The sequence below is a fragment of the Serratia sp. H1w genome (genome assembly GCF_000633355.1).
Lineage (GTDB): Bacteria > Pseudomonadota > Gammaproteobacteria > Enterobacterales > Enterobacteriaceae > Chania.
Genome location: NZ_AYMQ01000006.1, coordinates 1 through 21,824, shown reverse-complemented (window position 1 = coordinate 21,824; position 21,824 = coordinate 1). Strand labels below are relative to the sequence as shown.

Below are 21,824 nucleotides of genomic sequence, written 5' to 3'. Positions count from 1 at the left end.
TTCTCCTGTCAGTGGGCGATTAACGGCTTTACCGAGGAGGCGCCCACCAGCGTCATATCCTTGGTTTCCGGAGCCCACAAAATTGAAACTACCGCCCCAAGCACCAACACACCGGTCAGGATCAGCATGGTGCCTTGCAGACCCAACGAAAGCATCGACAGCGGTAGCAAGGCGGTACCAATAGCCGATCCGAGCCGACTCATCGAAGTGGCAAAACCGACGCCCAATGAACGAATATCGGTCGGGAAACTTTCCGCCGGGAACACTCCGACCAGATTACTGACCGCCGAAATCGTCAGCGTAAAGACGGCAAACAGCACCAGCATTGTCCCCTGCCCAGGCGGCACAAAGGCCAATGCCCCCAGGCTGGCTGCCAGTACCCAGAACGCGCCAATCAGGAAGCGACGGCGCGGCAGCCATTGGGTCAAGGCAATACCCATCACCGCCCCCACCATCAGCAAGCCATTGAGCAGCAGATCGGTAGCAAAGCTTTGGCTTTGTCCTAATGTGGTCAGGATCGAGGGCAGGAAGGTATAGATGGCGAAATAAGGGATCACCAGGCAGACAAAGAACAGGCTGTTGAACGCGGTGCGCCGCCAGTAACGCGGCGAAAACAAGGTGTGCATATGACGTGCGGTTTCTACCGGGATTTCGTCATTGAGGATCACCTGCGGGCCAAAACAGCGCAGCACCACTAGATGTGCCTCGGCGATCCGCCCTTTGCGCATCAGCCAACGTGGCGACTCCGGCGTGCCGATGCGTAATAACATAATCAACAGCGCAGGCACGGCGCTTGAGGCCAGCAGCCAACGCCAGGACTCTGGCCCCAGATCGGCCAGAAAATGGCCGGCAAACCCGGCGGCGACGTAACCCAATGTCCAGATCACGCTAAAGGATCCCAGCAGGATGCCGCGATGCTTACGCGGAGCAAACTCGGCCAGCATGGTATGGCCGACGGCATAATCGCCCCCTAGCCCGATCCCTACCAACACCCGTAGCCAGAACAGCTGTTCCGGCGTAGTGGCGAAAAACTGCATCACGGAAGCCAACGTGATGATGACAAAACTGAAGCTGAAAATTTTCTGGCGGCCAATATGGTCGGAGACCCAGCCCAATACCAGGCTACCCAGGAACAGGCCAATCAGCGCTGAACTGCCGATCATCCCTTCCCAAAATGGCGTCAGCCCCATTTGCGGCTTGAGCTGGGCCAGCGCAAAACCAATCACCCCCAGCACATAGCCGTCGGTAAGGTGTGCGCCAAAGGTCAGCCCCGCCATTTTAAAATGAAAAGCGTTAAGCGGAATATCATCCATGCGCACTTGCCGAGGCAGCCGTGATGTCATCGTTACCCCCCAATTACTGCGCTAAAAAACCAATGGCATGAGGGGGTTAGTTATGGCGATGTCCCCCCTCACCCTAACCCTCTCCCAAAGGGAGAGGGGACCGTACGTGCCACAACTTAATTACAGTGCCCGACCTCAACATTGGATCCTGTTACAGATTGAATTCCATACCCGATAACAGCTCCGCACCAGCTCCCTCTCCTTGTGGGAGAGGGTTGGAGTGAGAGTGCTGTTATTTTTCAATCGGATAAATGGTGCCGGTATTCATGATGCCATTCGGGTCGTACACCTCTTTCAGCGCCTTGAGGATGTAGTAGGCGCTGCCGTGTTCATCCTTGGTCCAGTGCACGCGGTGCTTACCAATGCCATGGTGATGCACCATCGAACCGCCCTGCTTGATGGTCTCTTCCACAATGATTTTATTCAGTGGGTTGTGATACTTGTCGATCTCTTCTTCCGGCTTGCAGTCCACCACGTTGTAGTCGTACACGAAGTACATATTGGTGCCATTGATATAGCTGTGTGACGAGTGGCCGCCCAGCATAGTGATATCACCAGCATGTGGGAACTCATCGCGGATGCGGCGGATCACATTCTCGTAAATCGCATTGATGCAGCCCCAATCGCCAGAAACTTCGGTGGTGAAGCCCATGTTGTTGGTCTTCATGATCTGCACGCGTTCTGCCGCCACTTTTTCCGGGCCCCAGTTCAGATTGTTGAACCAGGCTTCAATCAGCTTGCTGTCGACCTTTTTACATTCCGGATAGCGTTTGACGATTTCATCAATCCCCGTGCCGGTCGCCTGCGCAATCCCTTTGGCCCCTTCGGCCATAAAGATCAGCACGCATTTGCCTTCGGCGAAGTGGGTAAAGTGTTGGGTGCCGTCTTCTGCATCATACAAACGGGCAATGGAAGGACGATAGCCTTCGACCATTACTTCACGCAGGATGTCGAAACCGGTCGGCATGTTATCGAGGATATAACCGTAAAACAGGTTGTTTTCCGGCATGTATTTGAAGATTTTCACCGTCACTTCGGTGATAAAGCACAGCGCGCCTTCGTTACCGATAATCACGTGGCGGATATCCGGACCAGCGGCACGGCGCGGCACGTTTTTAATGCGGGTGATATTGCCATTCGGGAACACGGCTTCCAGCCCAACCACCATGTCTTCGATCGCCCCGTACAGCGTGGAGAACTGGCCGATACTGCGCGTCGCGACCAGGCCGCCCATCTGAGCCAGTGGTTTGGACTGCGGGGAGTGGCCGGTAGTGTAACCCTGGGCGCGCAACTGATTCTCCAGTACCTCTAACGGTACGCCGCACTGTGCCGTGGCCTGCATATTGCGAATATCAATGTTGATGACCTTGTTCATCCCTGAGCCATCCAGCACCACGGAATTCTTCACCACCGTTTCCAACCCGCCTTCAGTAGCCGAAGCCCCGGTGCGCGGTACGCCAGTAATGCCGTGCTTATTCATAAACGCCAGCACGTCGGAGACCTGTTGGGTATCGGCCAGCTTCACCACGGCCGCAGGCAGCGGTTGAGTAAACACGCCGTGAATATCGGCATATTTGCGGAAGCGGTCTATGCTATTTTTTTGCAGCACTTTTTCATCGGTAATAACCCGCTCAGGGCCAACCATTTCTTTTAACTGAACGACAATTTCTTCACGAGATAGAGACATAACCAACCCTTCCTAATTTAAGAATAGATAAAATGAGCTTAAGTAAAATTAAAAGGAACCACCCATTAATTTAGCGAACCAAATAACCTCCATCGACCACCAACAAATGACCGTTAACATAATCAGAGGCACGACTAGCTAAAAATACCATTGCGCCCATCAAATCTTGGGTTTCACCCCAGCGATTGGCTGGAATATGATCAAGTACGCGCTTATTGGTTTCAGGGTTTTTACGTGTTTCTACCGTAATGTCTGTCGCATAATAGCCCGGAGCAATGCCGTTCACCTGAATATTGTATTGCCCCAACTCGTCGCAATAGGCTTTGGTGAAACCGGCCAACGCATGTTTAGTGGCCGAATAAGCCGGTGACCACTGGCCGCCCAGATAAGAGAACAGGGAACAGATATTGATTATTTTCCCCTGTTTTTTCGGGATCATGATTTTTGCCGCTTCATAGCTCAATTCAAAGGCGGCGGTAAGGTTGATGTCGATCATCGGATCCCAGTCTTCACGGCCGAAATCCAGCACCTTGTTCAGCTTACAGATCCCGGCGTTGTTCACCAGAATATCCACCGAACCAAAGGTCTCCAGGCACTGGGCAATCACTCTGGCAGGCGCGCCTTTTTCCGTGATATCCACCTGCATGAACTCAACCTTAACCCCTTGCTGCTCAATCATTTCGCGGGTTTGGCCCTTATCCATGATAAAGCTTGGAATGAACAGATTCGCACCAGCCTTGGCCAACGCCATGGCAAATGCCTGCCCCAGACCACTGTTGCCACCGGTGACAATGGCGGTTTTGCCTTTTAGCGAGAAGAAATCTAATGAGAACTCATTTAACGCGTTTGTTGACATGATTGTGCCCCTTGGTCCGGAAAAAACGCAAAAAAAAAGAGAAAAGCAACCTCCCCTGCGCTTGGCAGAGAAGTTACTTTTCTCATCGTCTCTAGTAACTGGCAAAAAAAGTAACACATTCGTTCCTGGCTATTCCGTGACGCCAATCACAAATTCATTTCTTGATGATCCGGATTAAGATTAAACACCGACCTCACTTATTTATTTCGGCTTAATATGGTGAATTACTGCGCGATTAGGATCTAACCAAATGGCCCCACCTCGGTTTTGTGATAACTCTCACAGATGAAATACAGCCTAGCGTGTTATTTATTAACGCAGTTACTGAAAGAGACGAAGAGAAAAGTAACTTCCTGCATTGCGGGAAGCTTGCTTTTCTCTTTTTTTGTTTAACGGATGTACCCAATAACAATTAATGGGTATATTTATGCGGAACTTCACCATGGAAAAAAACAATTCCCACCGTTGGTTAACGCTGGCAATAATAAGTATCAGCGGCGGAGTAAGTTTCGATCTCGCCTATCTACGCTATATTTATCAAATCCCGATGGCCAAGTTTATGGGATTCTCCAATACCGAAATTGGCCTCATCATGAGCACCTTCGGTATCACTGCGATTATTCTGTATGCCCCTAGCGGGATCATTGCCGATAAATTCTCTCATCGCAAGATGATAACCTTCGCGATGATCGCCACCGGCCTGTTAGGGCTGCTGATGGCGGTCTACCCGCCATTCTGGGTAATGATCCTGATCCAGGTCGCCTTCGCAATCACCACCATCCTGCTGCTGTGGTCAGTCTCGATCAAAGCCGCTTCGCTGCTCGGCAACCATGAAGAACAGGGCAAAATCATGGGTTGGATGGAAGGGCTACGCGGCGTTGGCGTGATGGCGCTGGCGGTATTCACCATGTGGATTTTCTCACTGTTCGCGCCGGAAAATCCCAACAGCCTGAAGGCGGTGATCCTGATCTACAGCGGCGTGTATATCCTGTTGGGCATTCTCTGCTGGTTCTTTGTCACCGACGGCTTTGTCAGCAGTGACGAGACCGAGAAACCCCATAAATTCAGCCTGGGCGATATTCTCTCGGTGCTTAAAATCAGCACCACCTGGTATTGCAGCATGATCATTTTTGGCGTCTATACCATCTACGCCATCCTCAGCTACTCCACCAACTACCTGACCGAAATGTATGGTATGACCCTGGTCGCCGCCAGCTACATGGGGATCGTAATCAACAAAATCTTCCGCGCCATGTGCGGGCCGATTGGCGGGATCATCACCACCTATACCCGGCTGAAATCGCCAACGCGGGCCATTCAGTTACTGGCGTTAGTCAGCCTGGCCACCCTGGCGGTGTTGCTGATCACCAACCAGAATCCAACCTCGGTCGCCGTGGGTATTGGCCTGATCCTGTTGTTGGCCTTCACCTGCTACGCCTCACGCGGGTTGTACTTCGCCTGTATCGGCGAGGCCAGAACGCCAAAATACATTATGGGTACCACCGTGGGGATCTGTTCGGTGATCGGCTTCCTGCCCGACGTGTTTGTTTATCCGGTTATCGGCCACTGGCAAGACACTCTGCCCGCCGCCGAGGCCTATCACAATATGTGGTTGATGGGATTGGGTACCTCCTGCCTGGTGGTGGTGTTCACCTTCCTGCTGGCTAACAACATCAAGCGCGCCGGCACCAAAAATACAACGACACAGCCGGTCACCGAATAATTATCTCAAGGAGTTGCGATATGAAGAGCAAGTATCTGATGGGTGTGGACGTGGGCACCCAAAGCGCCAAAGTGGTGATTTTTGATCTGGACGGCAACGCAATTTGCGAAGGGAAACAGCAGCTACGCAAGATGGATATTCCGGCCCCGCTGTTGGCAGAACATCCCGACGATGACCTGTGGGATTCACTGAAGGTCGCCTTCCGCCGCGCCATGCAGCGTTTCGGCGAACGGGGTGGTAAGCCGCAGGACATTCTGGCGATGGGCATCTGTATCGTGCGCTGCTGCCGGGTACTGTTGCAGGAAAATGGTGAACTGGCCTATCCGGTGATCAACTGGATGGATAAACGCCTGAACAAACCCTATGAATATATCGATGCCTATCAGGGCGTACGTTATGTGACGACCACGTCGGGTTACATCACCCATCGCCTGACCGGCGAGTTCAAAGACACCTGCGCCAACTACATCGGTTGGTGGCCAATGGACAACGACAGCCTCGATTGGAGCACCGATCCCGCCGCCTGGCAAAGCTGTAACCTGACGCGCGACATGGTGCTGGATGTAGTGAAACCAGGTGAAATCCTCGGTCATATCACTCAGCAAGTCGCACAACAGCTTGGCATCCCCGCAGGTATTCCGGTGGTTGCCACCGCGCATGACAAAGCGGTGGAAGCTCTGGGCGCCGGTTCACTGGATGAAGGCGTCGCGCTGATTTCCCTCGGAACCTATATCGGTGCCATGGTACACGGCCATGCCAACGTGAAAGATGCCCAAAACTTCTGGCCATTCCAAGCCTCGATCCCTGGCCGTTACCTGTATGAATGTATGGGCGTGCGCCGCGGTATGTGGACCATCAGTTGGTTCCGCGATCAGTTTGGCGCGGCCGCGCTGTCGGATGCTCATGATGCCGGAACCAGCATTGAGGAGTTACTGAATCAGGAGGCAGAACGCGTTCCAGCAGGTTGTGAAGGGCTCATCACCGTACACGACTGGGCGCCACCATCAGAAGCGGAGTTCCGTAAAGGAGCCATGATTGGCTTCGATGGCCGCCACACCCGCGCCCATATGTACCGTTCCGTGCTGGAGGGCATTGCCTTCACCATGAAGAACCATATGGACAAGATGGCGCTGGAGCTGAAAACCCCGTTCAAGCACCTGATTATTTCTGGCGGAGGAGCCAACAGCGATCTTTTCATGCAGATCTTTGCCGATGTGTTTGGCATCCCCACCAGCCGTAACGTGATGAAGGGCTCGGCGGCCGTTGGCTGCGCCATCAATGCCGGGATGGCTGTGAACGTCTTTAGCGATTACGAGCAGGCCGCACAGAAGCTGGTGCGGATGGGGGACAGTTTTGCACCGAACATGGATAATCACAGGTTCTACAATCAACTGAACCAACAGGTGTACCAGCAGGTGAACAAACATCTGGATCCGCTGTTACAGGCGCTCAGCCCATTGGTTGACTAAAAAGAGAGGGGCACCTTACGGTGCCCCCCTTGATTACAACTTCAACTTCCATACTTCGTGATTGGTGGTGGCGACGGCGATGGCCCCGGCATTCAGCGCGGTTTGCGCATCATCCTCGTCACACACCAGACCACCGGCAATGATCGGCAGGTCGATCTTTTCTGCCACCCAACCGAGCACCTTAGGCATACAGCCCGGCAGGATTTCGATGCAGTCCGGCGTCGATTGCGCGACCTGCTTGTCGATATTATGGAAAGAGATCGAATCCATGATAAACAACCGGTGAATGGTGTAGAAGCCTTGCTGACGCGCCGCCTTCACCATTGATGCCTTGGTACTGATGATGCCGTCCGCCGCCGTGACAATCTTCAGGAAATTAATCACGATCTCCTTGTTGGAGCTGCCCTCCAGCAAATCAACATGCACAAAGGCATACTTACCTGCCTCTTTCACCTGCTGCACGATACGGCCAATATTGCAGATGTTGCCATACAGCACCGAGATAATCTGGCAATCTGACTTCACCGCAACCTGTAGGCTTTCATTATCTTTTACCGCTGCGATCACCGGATGCAGCTTTAACAGTTCATCGATAGACACGTTGTTCCCCTGTATCTTTCAGCCTGCCGGCTGCAAATCAATCTGCATCGTATCCCAGATTCGGGGCTAGCCAGCGCTCTACGTCGCCAATCTTCATCCCTTTACGCTGCGCGTAGTCTTCGACCTGATCGCGCTGGATCTGGGCCACGGCAAAATATTTGCTCTGCGGGTGGCTGAAATACCAGCCGGATACCGCTGCCCCAGGCCACATGGCGAAGGATTCGGTCAGTTGCATCCCGGTATGGCGGTTAACGTCCAGCAGCTGCCAGATCTCCGCTTTTTCGGTATGCTCTGGGCAAGCAGGATAGCCGGGTGCCGGGCGAATACCTTGATAATTCTCACGGATCAGCTCTTCGTTACTCAGATTTTCATCGGTGGCAAAGCCCCAATGCAGCTTGCGTACCTGTTCGTGCAGGTATTCGGCAAAGGCCTCTGCCAGCCGATCGGATAACGCCTTGACCATGATCTTGTTGTAATCATCATGCTTGGCGTCATAGGCCGCCGCCAGTTCATCTTCTTCCAACCCGCCCGTGACTGCGAACGCGCCAAAGTAGTCGGCCTTGCCGCTGCTTTTCGGTGCCACAAAGTCGGCCAGACAGTAGTTCGGGAAGTCGGTTTTTTCCGTTTGCTGACGCAGGTGACGGCTGACCACCAGCACCTCTTCACGGCTTTCATCGCGGTAGACTTCTACATCATCCCCAACGCGGTTGGCCGGGAACAGGCCGTAGACGCCACGCGGGTTGAGGCTGCCGTTAGCAGCCAGCATATCCAGCATCTCGTTGGCGTCCTGGAACAGACGTTTAGCCTCTTCCCCCACCACTTCATCTTCCAGAATGCGTGGATACTTGCCCGCCAGCGACCAGGTCATGAAGAACGGCGTCCAGTCGATATAGTGACGCAAAGTGTTAATGCTGGCCTCAACCGGGAACACCCCCAATTGGTTCGGCACTGGTGGCTGATAGTTTTCCCAATCCAGCAGCATGGCGTTGTCGCGCGCCTGTTGCAGGCTGACCGGCGGCGTGCGCGGTTTTTTACGCCCGTGCTGGATACGTACGGTTTCGTACTCTTTGCGGGTGCGGGCGACAAAATCGTCGCGCTGGGTGTCTGACAGCAGCGCCGCAACCACACCAACGGTACGCGAGGCGTTCTGCACGTAGGTGGTCGAGCCGCTGTAGTTCTGCTCAATCTTCACCGCAGTGTGCGCTTTGGAGGTCGTCGCACCGCCAATCAGCAGCGGCAGGGTAAAGCCCTGGCGTTCCATCTCTTTCGCCACGTTGACCATTTCGTCCAACGACGGGGTGATCAGGCCAGACAGGCCGATAATGTCCACCTTCTGCTCGCGGGCGGTTTTCAGGATCTTGTCCGTCGGCACCATCACGCCCAGATCGATAATTTCGTAGTTGTTACATTGCAGCACCACGCCAACGATGTTCTTGCCGATGTCGTGTACATCGCCCTTCACCGTCGCCAGCAGAATTTTCCCGGCGGTGGTCCCTTTCTGTTTACTGGCCTCAATGTACGGTTCGAGGTAGGCCACCGCCTGCTTCATCACGCGAGCCGATTTCACCACTTGCGGCAGGAACATTTTGCCCTCGCCGAACAGATCGCCCACCACGTTCATCCCGGCCATCAGCGGCCCTTCGATCACTTCGATCGGGCGATCCGCCTGCTGGCGCGCTTCTTCGGTGTCTAACTCAATGAATTCGGTAATGCCTTTGACCAGCGAATACTCCAGGCGCTTCACTACCGGCCAGCCACGCCATTCGGCCTGCTGCACCGCCACTTCGTTGTCTTTGCTGCCACGGTACTTCTCTGCCAGCTCCAACAGACGCTCGGTGCCGTCCTGACGGCGGTTGAGCACCACATCCTCAACGGCTTCGCGCAGTTCAGTGCTGAGATCGTCATAGATCGCCAACTGCCCGGCGTTGACGATCCCCATATCCATGCCGTTGCGAATAGCGTGATACAGGAACACCGCATGGATCGCTTCACGCACCGGATCGTTGCCACGGAACGAGAAGGAGACGTTGGACACACCGCCGGAAATCATCGCATGCGGCAGATGCATTTTAATGTCGGCGCAGGCTTCGATAAAGTCGACGGCATAGTTGTTATGCTCTTCGATACCGGTCGCGACGGCAAAAATGTTCGGGTCAAAAATGATGTCTTCCGGCGGGAAACCTACGCGTTCGGTCAGGATCTGGTATGCGCGGCGGCAAATCTCGAATTTGCGCTGGCGGGTATCCGCCTGGCCAACTTCATCGAAGGCCATCACGACCACCGCAGCCCCGTAACGGCGCACCAGTTTGGCATGATGGATAAAGGCTTCTTCACCCTCTTTCATCGAGATCGAGTTGACGATGCCTTTACCCTGAATACATTTCAGACCCTGTTCAATCACGCTCCACTTGGAGGAGTCGATCATGATCGGCACGCGGGCAATATCCGGCTCACCGGCAATCAGACTGAGGAAACGCACCATCGCCGCTTCGGCGTCGAGCATCCCTTCATCCATGTTGATATCGATAATCTGGGCACCGCTTTCCACCTGTTGGCGGGCCACGGCCAGCGCTTCATTGTATTTTTCTTCTTTAATTAATCGCTTGAATCGAGCCGAGCCGGTGACGTTGGTACGCTCACCCACGTTGACGAACAGCGATTTGGCATCGATATTCAACGGCTCCAGACCTGACAAGCGGCAGGCTACCGGTAATTCTGGCAACTGCCGTGGCGGTACGCCCGCTACCGCTTTGACCATCGCGGCGATATGCGCCGGAGTAGTACCACAGCAACCACCGATAATATTCAGGAAGCCAGCGTGCGCCCATTCACCCACCTGTTTCGCCATCTCTTCGGCATCAAGGTCGTATTCACCAAAGGCGTTGGGCAAACCGGCGTTCGGGTGGGCGGTGACATAGCTTTCAGAGATGCGTGACAACTCCGCCACGTATTGGCGTAGCTCATCCGGTCCGAGCGCACAGTTCAGGCCAAAGGTCAGCGGTTTAACATGACGCAACGAGTTGTAGAACGCTTCCGTGGTCTGGCCGGAAAGGGTGCGACCAGAAGCGTCGGTGATGGTGCCGGAAATCATGATCGGCAGGTTTACGCCCAGCGCTTCAAACTCGGTTTCGACCGCAAAGGCCGCCGCTTTGGCATTCAGGGTATCGAAGATGGTTTCGATCATGATCAGATCGACGCCCCCCTCCACCAGCGCACGGGTCGATTCGCGGTAAGCCTCGACCAATTGGTCAAAGGAAACATTGCGGAAAGCCGGATCGTTAACGTCTGGAGAGATCGAGGCAGTGCGGTTGGTTGGGCCAAGCACGCCAGCCACGTAGCGTGGTTTTTCCGGGGTACGCGCGGTCCATTCATCGGCACAGGCGCGAGCCAGTAAGGCGGCCTGGTAGTTAATCTCGGCGGACAGCGACTCCATATGGTAGTCGGCCATCGCTATGGTGGTCGAGTTGAAGGTGTTGGTTTCGAGGATATCGGCCCCCGCTTCCAGGTAACCATTGTGGATCGCGACAATCACTTCTGGCTTACTCAGCACCAGCAGATCGTTATTGCCTTTGAGATCGCTTTGCCAGTCGGCAAAACGCTCACCACGGTAGTCTGCCTCTTCCAGCCGATAGCTCTGGATCATGGTACCCATACCGCCATCCAACACTAAAATACGCTGCGCTAACTGCTGACGCAGTTGTTCCTCTCGATTTATCACTGTAGCCCCTTCACACCCGATTATCCGCCCGACGACTAATACCCCACATCCCAATATTGTAGCGGCGCGGCACGCTGCGCCCGTCATGCATCCTGCAACTTGAAAGATGGAGGGTCTGACATCCTAGCACAGGTTATGGCGGCAAAGTTGCGAGCAGGTATTGAGAGTTTTTCAGGTTCGTGAACCAACAGATCCGATCAGCGGAGAAGCAACTTGCAATTCATACGCAAAAAACGAAAATGAATTCCATCATACGGAAAGCATAAGGTGAATCATGGCCACTCCCGTTCCCGCCAAGCGCGGTAAAAAACCCCGCGCCGCAGCGCCCGCCGCCAGTGCGGCGACCGGCCAGGTGCAGTCACTGACCCGTGGTCTGAAGTTATTGGAATATATTGCTGAAGCGCAGGGCAACGTGGCGCTGACCGATCTGGCCCAGCAGGCCGGATTGCCTAACTCCACCACCCATCGTCTGCTGACAACCATGCAACAGCAGGGTTTTGTTCGTCAGGTGGGCGATTTGGGCCTGTGGACGATGGGAGCTCACGCCTTTGTGGTGGGCAGCAGCTTCCTGCAAAGCCGTAACCTGCTGGCAATGGTGCACCCTACGCTGCGCCGCCTGATGGAAGAATCCGGTGAAACGGTCAACCTGGCGGTGATGGATAAGGCCGAAGATCAGGCAGTGATTATCGATCAGGTGCAATGTACCGCGTTGATGCGGATGTCAGCCCCGATTGGCGGCAAGCTGCCGATGCATGCCTCTGGCGCAGGTAAGGCCTTTCTTGCCAGCATGCAAGACGATGAAGTGACCAAGCTGTTGCATAAAAAAGGCATGCACACCTATACCCCGCATACGCTCACGCCGCATAACCTGAAAGAAGGGCTGGCGGTGATCCGTAAACAAGGGTTCTCGTTTGACGATGAAGAACATGCCCTCGGCCTGCGCTGCCTGGCCGCCTGTATCTTTGATGAACACCGAGAAGCCTTTGCGGCCATCTCCATCTCCGGCCCGGTATCGCGTATCACCGACGATCGCGTTACCGAATTGGGTGCACTGGTGATCCACGCGGCAAAAGAGATCAGCCTGGAGTATGGCGGCATACGCTAACCAGGTTGGCGCAGCATGCAGCGAGGCGGGCGCAGCGTGCAGCGCCCCTACGCCGGTGCCAGCTAGATTTAGAGAACAACCTCCCCTGTTATATTTCTGTATCGCCCTGTAGACAGTTTGTTTACCCACCCACGGAAAGTATGAAATCGATCACAGTTAGCGATCTTGGCAACCGAAGCCGATTGCAACCTGACGCGCTTCCCCTGATATTGTTACCGATAACATGTTACCGGTAACAACACCATATAACTCGCAGAGGGGGAGAAACCAACCATGGCCAATAATCAGAATCGTGTTTACGTCATTATGGGCGTTTCCGGCAGCGGCAAGTCTGCCGTTGCCAATGCCGTTGCCCAGCAGCTTGCCGCCAATTTCCTGGACGGTGACTTCCTCCACCCGCGATGTAACATCGAGAAAATGGCCGCAGGCAAACCCCTCAATGACGACGATCGCGCGCCATGGTTGGCTGCCCTGAATGACGCCGCCTTTGCCATGCAGCGAACCAATGCAGTCTCCATTATCGTCTGCTCTGCGCTGAAAAAGCATTATCGCGATCGGCTGCGTGCCGGTAACGACAACCTGTCCTTCATCTATCTGCACGGCGATTTCCCAGTGATCGAGGCTCGGCTGGCAGCCCGCAAGGGGCATTTTTTCAAACCCCAAATGCTGGTAACGCAATTCGCTACGCTGGAACAGCCGGGCAAAGATGAAAGCGACGTCAAAGATATCGACATCGATCAGCCGTTGGATGCGGTCATCGCCGACACCATTCGGCATATCCAGAGCTTCCAGCCACAGGTTGCCTGTGCATAAAGGTAGAGGACGCCATGATTAACAACACCTTGGATCGCGTAACACAACGCATCATTGAACGCTCCAAAGAGAGCCGAGCCGCCTATCTGGCACGCATTCATCAAGCCCGTACGCAGACAGTACACCGTTCTCAACTGGCCTGCGGTAACCTGGCCCACGGCTTTGCCGCCTGCCAGCCCGACGATAAGGCTGCCCTGAAAAATATGGTGCGCAGCGATATTGCCATCATTACCGCCTACAACGACATGCTCTCCGCCCACCAGCCTTATGAAAACTACCCACAGCGGCTCAAGCAGGCGCTGCACAGCGTGGGGGCCGTTGGCCAGGTTGCCGGTGGCGTGCCGGCCATGTGCGACGGTGTGACGCAAGGGCAGGACGGCATGGAGCTTTCGTTGATGAGCCGCGATGTGATTGCCATGTCTGCCGCCATTGGCATGTCTCACAACATGTTCGATGGTGCACTGTTCCTGGGGATCTGCGACAAGATTGTGCCCGGATTAGTGATGTCTGCCCTATCCTTCGGCCATTTACCCGCCCTATTCGTGCCCGCCGGGCCAATGAGCAGCGGCCTGCCGAATAAAGAGAAAGTGCGAGTGCGTCAGCTGTATGCCGAAGGCAAAGCCGACCGTCACGCACTGTTGGAAGCCGAAGCCGCTTCATATCATGGCATTGGTACCTGCACCTTCTACGGCACCGCCAATACCAACCAGATGGTGATGGAAGTGATGGGCATGCATCTGCCTGGCGCCTCTTTCATCCATCCAGACACGCCGCTGCGCGATGCACTGAACGATGCCGCCGCCCGCCAGATCACCCGCCTGACAGAAACCGCCGGTAATTACTTGCCCATCGGTCAGTTGGTCGATGAAAAAGCGATCGTCAACGGCATCGTATCGCTGCTGGCGACCGGAGGCTCGACCAATCTGACCATGCATATGGTGGCCATGGCTCGGGCAGCAGGCATCATCATCAACTGGGATGACTTCTCCGAACTTTCCGACGCGGTGCCGCTGTTATGCCGCATTTATCCCAACGGCCCGGCGGATATCAACCAGTTCCAGGCCGCAGGCGGCGTGCAATTGGTGGTGCGTGAGCTGCTGAACCACGGCCTGTTACATCAGGATGTGCATACCGTCGCCGGTTTCGGCCTTGAACGCTATACCCAGGAGCCTTGGCTGGACAATGGCCAGTTGGCCTGGCGCGACGGGGCGGAAAGTTCACTGGACGCTAACGTGATTGCCAGCGTAGCCAAACCTTTTGAGCATCATGGCGGCACCAAAGTGCTGGCTGGCAATCTGGGCCGCGCGGTGATGAAGACGTCGGCAGTGCCCGTCGATAATCAGATTATCGAAGCTCCGGCGATCGTCTTTGAAAGCCAGCACGATATCGTCCCCGCCTTCGAAGCGGGTAAGCTGGATCAAGATTGTGTGGTGGTGGTGCGTTTCCAAGGGCCACAGGCCAACGGTATGCCTGAGCTACATAAACTGATGCCACCGCTTGGCGTATTAATGGATCGCGGTTTCAAGGTGGCGTTGGTGACCGATGGTCGCCTGTCAGGGGCATCCGGCAAGGTTCCTTCGGCTATTCATGTCACCCCGGAAGCCTACACCGGCGGCCTGTTGGCCAAAGTACAAAGCGGCGATCTGATCCGCGTGAATGGCCGTACCGGTGAACTGCAACTGCTGGTCGATGAAGCAGAGCTGGCCACTCGTTCCCCATGCCAACCTGACCTGAGCGGTGAAAGAATCGGTTGTGGCCGTGAGCTGTTCGGTGCTTTGCGCAGCCAGCTTTCCGGTGCTGAACAGGGTGCCTGCTGTATTGCGTTTTAATCCTGCCAATGGCCCAGCTTGCTGGGCCTAAAATCAGCCAGCCTGAGCATACCCTGAAGGCAGGCGTTGGCTGAAACGCCGCTTTTTACGGTAGGCAAACACATCCTCGACATGCCCCTCTTTGATGCGCTGTTGCAGCCCTCGCCAGTAGTCCGCTTCGAACAGATCGCTGTGCATCTCCTCAAACACCTTACGAATGCGCTGGTCGCCACACAGGAAATGACGGAACTCTTCAGGGAAAACGTCGTTGGGTGAAATGCTGTACCAAGGTTCGCTGGCCAGCTCATCTTCCGGGTAACGCGGCGGCGGAATGTTGCGGAAATTCACTTCGGTCATGTAGCAAATCTCGTCGTAGTCGTAAAACACCACGCGGCCATGCCGTGTCACACCGAAGTTTTTGAACAGCATATCGCCGGGGAAGATATTGGCGGCGGCCAGTTGCTTGATCGCATTGCCATATTCTTCGATGGCATCGTGCATCTGCCGCTCGTCGGCCTGCTCCAGATACAGATTCAGTGGCGTCATCCGCCGTTCCATATACAGGTGCTTGATGACCACGCGGTCGCCGAGATCTTCCAATTTTTCCGGCACTTCGCGCTGTAATTCTGCCAATAACTCCGGGCTGATACGCGCCTTATCCACCACGAAATTCTCATATTCCTGGGTATCGGCCATCCGCCCGACACGATCGTGCTCTTTAACCAGTTGGTAGCAGGCCATCACCTGCGCCTGCGTGACTTCTTTCTGTGGGGCAAATTCGTCTTTGATCACTTTAAATACCCGATCAAAGGACGGCAGCGTAAATACCAACATCACCATGCCTTTGACACCCGGTGCGATGATGAATTGATCCTGCGACTGGGCCATAAAGGTCAGGTATTCGCGGTAGCACTCGGTTTTGCCATGCTTCTGGCAGCCAATCGCCATGTACAGTTCGGCAGTGGTCTTGCCCGGCAGGAGCTCCCGTAGCCACTCGACCATCGCCGCTGGCAATGGGGCATACACCATAAAATAGGAACGGGCAAAGCCAAACACGATGCTGGCTTCGGCCTTGCTGGTCAGGCAGGTATCAATAAATAATGCACCGGACTCACTGTGGTGGATCGGCAGCAGGAACGGGTAAACCTCATCGGCCAGCCGCAGCTTCCCGACCAACCAAGCCGCCTTGTTACGGTAAAACAGCTCATTGCCGATTTGGAACGTCGCCCCAGCCAGTTGCTGTGAGCTGAAGGTTTGCAGTAAAGCTTGGGTGATGTAGCGGATATCGCGCGGCAGATCTTCCCACGGCAGGCGCAGCGGCAGGTCGGTCAGCAGGCTGTGCAACATGGCAGCCAAATCACCGTTGAGGGTAAAATTACGGGCTAATGGCCTGGGGATATCACGAAAACGCCTTTCAGGCTGTGAACTGAAGACAAACAGCTTATCTGGAGTTAAATCCCGGTGCTTGAACAGCCGACAGTAAACCGAGTTGAAGAAACTTTCGGCAATCTCAAAACGCGGATAGTCGGGCAACAGCTCGGTATAAACCGTCTTCACCCGGTTGGGGAAGTCCGCGTCGTAATACTTCTGCCCGGTAATGCATTTCAGTTGTTCAACGACCAGGCCGACATGGTGGTCGTAAAGATGGATACGTCGTTTCATTGCCTGCTGTACGGCGGGCCAGTCTGCCTGCTCAAAACGCTGCTGTGCCCCGGCCGTCACCTCAAGAAAGCGGCCATATTGCGCATCAAAGCCCTGCAGGATCGTTTGTGCAATCAACAGTTCCAGTTTTGCCGCCATTTTGCCACCACCGTCCATAATTGTTGACCGATGAAATCTCACTACGTAGGGGCGCTGCATGCTGCGCCCGTTGCTCCCCGACCAATGAAACAAGGGCTTAGCATGCTAAGCCCCTACTATGCAGCTAGATGAGTCAGAACTGCTGCTCTTCAGTAGAGCCGGTCAGTGCCGTTACCGAGGAAGCGCCGCCTTGAATAATGGTGGTCACCTTGTCGAAGTAGCCGGTCCCCACTTCCTGTTGATGCGAAGCAAAGGTATAGCCACGTTCAACCGCAGCAAACTCCGGCTGCTGCACTTTTTCCACATAGTGCTTCATGCCTTCGCCGCGTGCGTAAGCGTGTGCCAGATCGAACATGTTGAACCACATGCTATGGATACCGGCCAGTGTGATGAACTGGTACTTGTAGCCCATGGCGGACAGCGCATCCTGGAAGCGAGCGATAGTCTGGTCGTCCAGGTTCTTTTTCCAGTTGAATGACGGTGAGCAGTTATAGGCCAACAGCTTGCCAGGGAATTGGGCATGGATCGCGTCAGCAAAGCGCTGGGCAGCCTCCAGGTCCGGCGTGGAGGTTTCACACCACACCAGATCGGCATAAGGGGCATAGGCCAGACCACGGCTGATAGCCTGCTCAATGCCGGCATGGGTACGATAGAAACCTTCGGCGGTGCGTTCGCCAGACACGAAGGCGCTGTCATACGGATCGCAATCAGAAGTCAGCAGATCTGCCGCATCGGCATCGGTACGGGCAATCAGCAAGGTTGGCACACCTAGCACGTCAGCCGCCAAACGTGCCGCAACCAGTTTTTGAATCGCTTCCTGAGTCGGCACCAAAACCTTGCCCCCCATATGGCCGCACTTCTTCACTGCCGCCAGTTGGTCTTCAAAATGTACCCCTGCCGCACCGGCTTCAATCATCGCCTTCATCAGCTCAAAGGCGTTCAGTACGCCGCCAAACCCGGCCTCGGCATCCGCCACGATGGGCAGGAAGTAATCGGTATAGCCTTTGCTGCCCGGCTCGACCTGATTGGCCCATTGGATCTGATCCGCACGACGGAAGGTATTGTTGATGCGTTCAACCACCGTCGGGACGGAGTCCACCGGGTACAGTGATTGGTCGGGATACATGGCGGAAGCGGTGTTGGCATCGGCCGCGACCTGCCAGCCGGACAGATAGATGGCTTCTACACCCGCCTTCGCCTGTTGCAGCGCCTGGCCGCCGGTCAACGCCCCAAGGCTGTTCACGTACCCTTTGCGGGATTTACCGTGCAGTAACTCCCACAGCTTGGCCGCGCCGTTCTGCGCCAGCGTACAAACCGGGTTGACCGAGCCACGCAGGTTAATCACGTCTTCAGCGCTGTAAGGGCGGGTGATGCCTTCCCAGCGCGCCGATTTCCATTCCTGTTCCAGCTGTTGGATCTGTTGGGTACGAGAGGTCGTCATAATTTTATCCTTTTCAATACTGTAGGGTTAAAGGTCAGGAACGGTTTCAGGCCAGTAATTCGTAGCCGGGTAAGGTCAGGAAATCGATTAATTGGTCTTGGGTGGTAATACGCTCCATCAGCTGTGCTGCCTCATCGAAGCGGCCTGCGTGATAGCGCGCCTCACCCAGTTCTTTACGGACAACCAGCATTTCCTCCTGCAACATCTGCCGGAACAGCGCTTTGGTCACCTGTTGGCCATTACTGAGGCTCTTCTCGTGGTGGATCCATTGCCAGATGGAGGTGCGTGAAATCTCGGCGGTAGCGGCATCTTCCATCAGGCCATAAATCGGTACGCAGCCATTGCCGGAAATCCAGGCTTCAATGTATTGCACCGCTACACGGATATTGGCGCGCATGCCGGTTTCGGTACGTTCACCGTCGCACGGCTCCAACAACTGCGCCGCCGTGATAGGGGCATAATTCTCACGCAGCACTTCCAGCTGATTCTGCCGCTCACCAAGGATGCGGTTAAATACTTCCATCACCGTATCTGCCAGCCCTGGATGCGCCACCCAGGTACCGTCATGGCCGTTGGTCGCTTCCAGTTCTTTATCCGCACGCACCTTGCCCAATACCACCGCATTTTGCTCGGCGTCTTTGCTTGGGATAAACGCGGCCATACCGCCCATCGCGAAAGCACCGCGCTTGTGGCAGGTCTTGATCAACAAGCGTGAATAGGCACTGAGGAAAGGCTGGGTCATGGTGACGGACTGACGATCCGGCAACACGCGATCGCCATGGTTCTTCAGCGTTTTGATATAGCTAAAGATGTAATCCCAGCGGCCACAGTTTAGCCCGACGATATGATCGCGCAGGTGATACAAGATCTCGTCCATCTGGAATACAGCAGGCAGGGTTTCAATCAGAACGGTGGCCTTGATGGTGCCGCGCGGAAGATCGAAGCGATCCTCAGTAAAGCTGAACACCTCACTCCACCAGGCAGCCTCTTGCCAGGATTGGGTTTTCGGCAGGTAGAAATACGGGCCACTGCCTTTTGCCAGTAACTGACGATAGTTGTGGAAGAAATACAGGGCGAAATCGAACAACCCGCCGGGGATAGCTTCCCCCTGCCACTGTACGTGTTTTTCCGGCAGATGCAGGCCACGCACGCGGGCAATCAATACCGCCGGGTTGGCGTTAAGTTGGTAAACCTTGCCAGCTTCGTTGGTGTAAGAGATGGTGCCATTAACCGCATCATGCAGGTTGATTTGCCCATCGATAACCTTGTCCCAGCTTGGGGCCAATGAGTCCTCAAAGTCGGCCATAAACACTTTGACGTTGGCGTTCAGGGCATTGATCACCATTTTGCGTTCTACTGGCCCGGTGATCTCTACCCGGCGGTCACGCAAATCACCAGGAACGCCACGGATCTGCCAGTCACCCTGACGAATGGAATTCGTTTCCGAAATAAATCCAGGTAACTCGCCACCATCGATTTTTTCTTGCCAGCAGGCGCGGGCGGCCAACAGCTTGTTGCGTTGTGGCGTGAATTTCCCCACCAGTTCCGCCAGGAACTCGACCGCATCCTCTGTCAGTATCTGCCGCTCTGCTGCGCCAAAGGCCTGTGTGAACGCTAATTCCGTGCCTACCATCTGTTGCGTCATTGTCTTGATCCTTTCCATCATTCCACGCCGCCATTGCTGGCCAGGCGAAGCATTGTTGTCGGAAATCGGGTGAAAAAACGGCCGCCAACTGGTCAGACGTCATCCCGTCAGGATCCTAGAATAACCAACAAAATTTAAAAATCAAAAACGATTTCCATTTTTTTAATAAATATTTTATTAACCTTTTATTATCAATTAATTAGATTATTTATCATTGATAACAAAGCAGGAAACCGGTTCCATTAAGACCAGGAACCAGATGTAATACGTTGTTTATAAAGGAGTTGTGAATGCTGAAACGTTGCAGATTGGACAGAAAAAACGGCGGGGTAAGCGGAGGCGGCCTCGATTCAGCCACCTCGTGCAGAGAAAAATGTTACTCGAGGGTTGGGTTCATATGACGCAGATCGAATGGTGTGATCTGGTAGACGTAGTAGTTTAACCAGTTGGAAAACAGCAGGTGGCCATGGCTACGCCATGAGGCTGCGGGGGTCAGTTCGGGGTTATCATCGGGGAAGTAATTTAGCGGTACGGTCGGGTTGAGACCTGCATCGTGATCGCGACAATATTCACCCGCTAACGTCAGGGTGTCATATTCAGGATGACCAGTGACAAAGGCCATACGCTTATCCTTGGTAGCGAACAAGTAGGCACCCGCCAGTTCCGACTCCGCCAAAATATCCAGATCGGTGTACTGCCGCAAGATCTCGGTCGGGAAATCGGCATAGCGGGAATGTGGTGCCAGGAAGGTTTCATCAAAACCTCGGGTCAGCAAGGCATGCTGGTGCAGCGTGCGATGCTGGTACACCCCAGAGAGCTTCACCTCACGCGTCTTCTTTGGAATGTCATACAGGATGTTTAGCGCAGCCTGCACAGCCCAGCAGACGAACAGGGTTGAGGTCACATGATCCTTGGCCCATTCGATCACTCGCTCGATCTGCGGCCAGTAGGCAACATCACAGAAGTCTACCAGGCCCAACGGTGCACCAGTGACGATCAGCCCGTCAAAGTTCTCATCCTGGATATCTTCAAAGTTGCAGTAGAAATTATTCAGGTGCTCTGTCGGCGTGTTCTTCGATTCACGGCTATCGATACGCAGCAGTTGGATATCGATCTGTAGTGGCGAGTTGGAAAGCAAACGCAGGAACTGGTTTTCCGTTTCGATCTTTTTCGGCATCAGGTTGAGGATGAGCACCTTTAACGGCCTGATTTCCTGTGTTTTTGCGCGTGAGGATGTCATGACAAACACATTCTCATTACGCAAGAAATTGACCGCAGGTAACTCATCAGGCACACGAATCGGCATTGCTTTTCCCTCACACATCCGTTTATACGTTTAGACTTCTAGATGCCTGACGATAGCGTCTTTTTCGTGCCATGTCGAGGATTCAACGGGAAGGTGAAAATGTTTCATCGCCCCTCACGGGCGCAGCATGCAGCGCCCCTACGTTTGACCCTGGAGGTTGAGGTGAGAGGCTATTTCTATTTTCGACGCATAGCAAAAAGGCCATCCTTGCGGATGGCCTCTCGGCTTAATTGATGCTTGGCAGTGTCCTACTCTCGCATGGGGAGACCCCACACTACCATCGGCGCTACGGCGTTTCACTTCTGAGTTCGGCATGGGGTCAGGTGGGACCACCGCGCTATTGCCGCCAAGCAAATTCTTTCTAATTCTTTTTCTGCCGAACTTCTAAACCACTTCTAATAAAGTGGTGCTGATACCCAGAGTCGAACTGGGGACCTCACCCTTACCAAGGGTGCGCTCTACCAACTGAGCCATATCAGCACACTAATTTGATGCCTGGCAGTGTCCTAC

At 54.5% G+C, this 21,824-nt stretch carries 14 protein-coding genes, 1 tRNA gene and 1 rRNA gene; 5 read left to right on the top strand and 11 right to left on the bottom strand.

All coding sequences use genetic code 11. The annotated features are described in order from the left end of the window. Nucleotides 1-8: 8 nt before the first annotated feature. The 3 genes from U869_RS0101395 to U869_RS0101385 form a co-directional block, all read right to left on the bottom strand. Nucleotides 9-1,343, bottom strand: a complete 1,335-nt coding sequence (locus U869_RS0101395) for an MFS transporter (protein ID WP_025119571.1) — start codon at nt 1,341-1,343, stop codon at nt 9-11. Between the two features lie 232 nt (nt 1,344-1,575). Beyond that, nucleotides 1,576-3,030: an FAD-binding oxidoreductase gene (locus tag U869_RS0101390; protein ID WP_025119570.1), complete on the bottom strand. Its 1,455-nt coding sequence runs from the start codon at nt 3,028-3,030 to the stop codon at nt 1,576-1,578. Nucleotides 3,031-3,100: 70 nt separating this feature from the next. Further along, nucleotides 3,101-3,886 carry an SDR family oxidoreductase gene (locus U869_RS0101385; protein ID WP_025119569.1) on the bottom strand — a complete coding sequence of 262 codons (786 nt, stop codon included), beginning with the start codon at nt 3,884-3,886 and terminating at the stop codon, nt 3,101-3,103. A gap of 442 nt (nt 3,887-4,328) precedes the next feature. On the opposite strand from U869_RS0101385, the gene U869_RS0101380 reads away from it, so the two are divergent. Together U869_RS0101380 and U869_RS0101375 are read left to right on the top strand one after the other, a co-directional pair. Further along, nucleotides 4,329-5,609, top strand: a complete 1,281-nt coding sequence (locus U869_RS0101380; protein ID WP_025119568.1) for a nitrate/nitrite transporter — start codon at nt 4,329-4,331, stop codon at nt 5,607-5,609. A gap of 20 nt (nt 5,610-5,629) precedes the next feature. Next, entirely contained in the window at nt 5,630-7,078 is a 1,449-nt protein-coding gene (locus U869_RS0101375) for an FGGY-family carbohydrate kinase (RefSeq protein ID WP_025119567.1), read from the top strand. 33 nt (nt 7,079-7,111) lie between these two features. Here the strand turns inward: U869_RS0101375 and U869_RS0101370 are convergent, their stop codons facing one another. Together U869_RS0101370 and metH are read right to left on the bottom strand one after the other, a co-directional pair. Continuing rightward, nucleotides 7,112-7,678: a glycerol-3-phosphate responsive antiterminator gene (locus U869_RS0101370; RefSeq protein ID WP_025119566.1), complete on the bottom strand. Its 567-nt coding sequence runs from the start codon at nt 7,676-7,678 to the stop codon at nt 7,112-7,114. Between the two features lie 37 nt (nt 7,679-7,715). Then, complete coding sequence (gene metH / locus U869_RS0101365; protein ID WP_025119565.1) at nt 7,716-11,396, bottom strand: methionine synthase; 3,681 nt, start codon at nt 11,394-11,396, stop codon at nt 7,716-7,718. A gap of 274 nt (nt 11,397-11,670) precedes the next feature. Here metH and iclR point away from each other — a divergent pair, with 274 nt between their 5' ends. The 3 genes from iclR to edd all read left to right on the top strand — a co-directional run bounded on the left by iclR (nt 11,671) and on the right by edd (nt 15,143). Next, nucleotides 11,671-12,501, top strand: a complete 831-nt coding sequence (iclR, locus tag U869_RS0101360; protein ID WP_025119564.1) for a glyoxylate bypass operon transcriptional repressor IclR — start codon at nt 11,671-11,673, stop codon at nt 12,499-12,501. A 273-nt stretch (nt 12,502-12,774) separates the two neighbouring features. Then, nucleotides 12,775-13,314 carry a gluconokinase gene (gntK, locus tag U869_RS0101355; RefSeq protein WP_025119563.1) on the top strand — a complete coding sequence of 180 codons (540 nt, stop codon included), beginning with the start codon at nt 12,775-12,777 and terminating at the stop codon, nt 13,312-13,314. A gap of 14 nt (nt 13,315-13,328) precedes the next feature. Beyond that, nucleotides 13,329-15,143 carry a phosphogluconate dehydratase gene (gene edd, locus U869_RS0101350; protein WP_025119562.1) on the top strand — a complete coding sequence of 605 codons (1,815 nt, stop codon included), beginning with the start codon at nt 13,329-13,331 and terminating at the stop codon, nt 15,141-15,143. 33 nt (nt 15,144-15,176) lie between these two features. Here edd and aceK read toward each other — a convergent pair whose 3' ends face one another. The 6 genes from aceK to U869_RS0101320 form a co-directional block, all read right to left on the bottom strand. Then, a complete protein-coding gene (gene aceK, locus U869_RS0101345; RefSeq protein ID WP_025119561.1) occupies nt 15,177-16,922 on the bottom strand; it encodes a bifunctional isocitrate dehydrogenase kinase/phosphatase in 1,746 nt (581 codons plus the stop codon). Nucleotides 16,923-17,055: 133 nt separating this feature from the next. After that, nucleotides 17,056-18,363 carry an isocitrate lyase gene (gene aceA / locus U869_RS0101340; protein ID WP_025119560.1) on the bottom strand — a complete coding sequence of 436 codons (1,308 nt, stop codon included), beginning with the start codon at nt 18,361-18,363 and terminating at the stop codon, nt 17,056-17,058. A gap of 46 nt (nt 18,364-18,409) precedes the next feature. After that, the gene (gene aceB / locus U869_RS0101335) at nt 18,410-20,008 is read right to left on the bottom strand and encodes a malate synthase A (protein WP_025119559.1); all 1,599 of its coding nucleotides are present in this window, start codon (nt 20,006-20,008) and stop codon (nt 18,410-18,412) included. 376 nt (nt 20,009-20,384) lie between these two features. After that, on the bottom strand, nt 20,385-21,314 hold the full coding sequence (gene metA, locus U869_RS0101330; protein WP_025119558.1) for a homoserine O-succinyltransferase: 930 nt from the start codon (nt 21,312-21,314) through the stop codon (nt 20,385-20,387). 235 nt (nt 21,315-21,549) lie between these two features. Continuing rightward, nucleotides 21,550-21,665: ribosomal RNA gene (gene rrf, locus U869_RS0101325) — 5S ribosomal RNA — on the bottom strand. 53 nt (nt 21,666-21,718) lie between these two features. Continuing rightward, nucleotides 21,719-21,794: transfer RNA gene (locus U869_RS0101320), tRNA-Thr, on the bottom strand. Nucleotides 21,795-21,824: the final 30 nt, after the last annotated feature.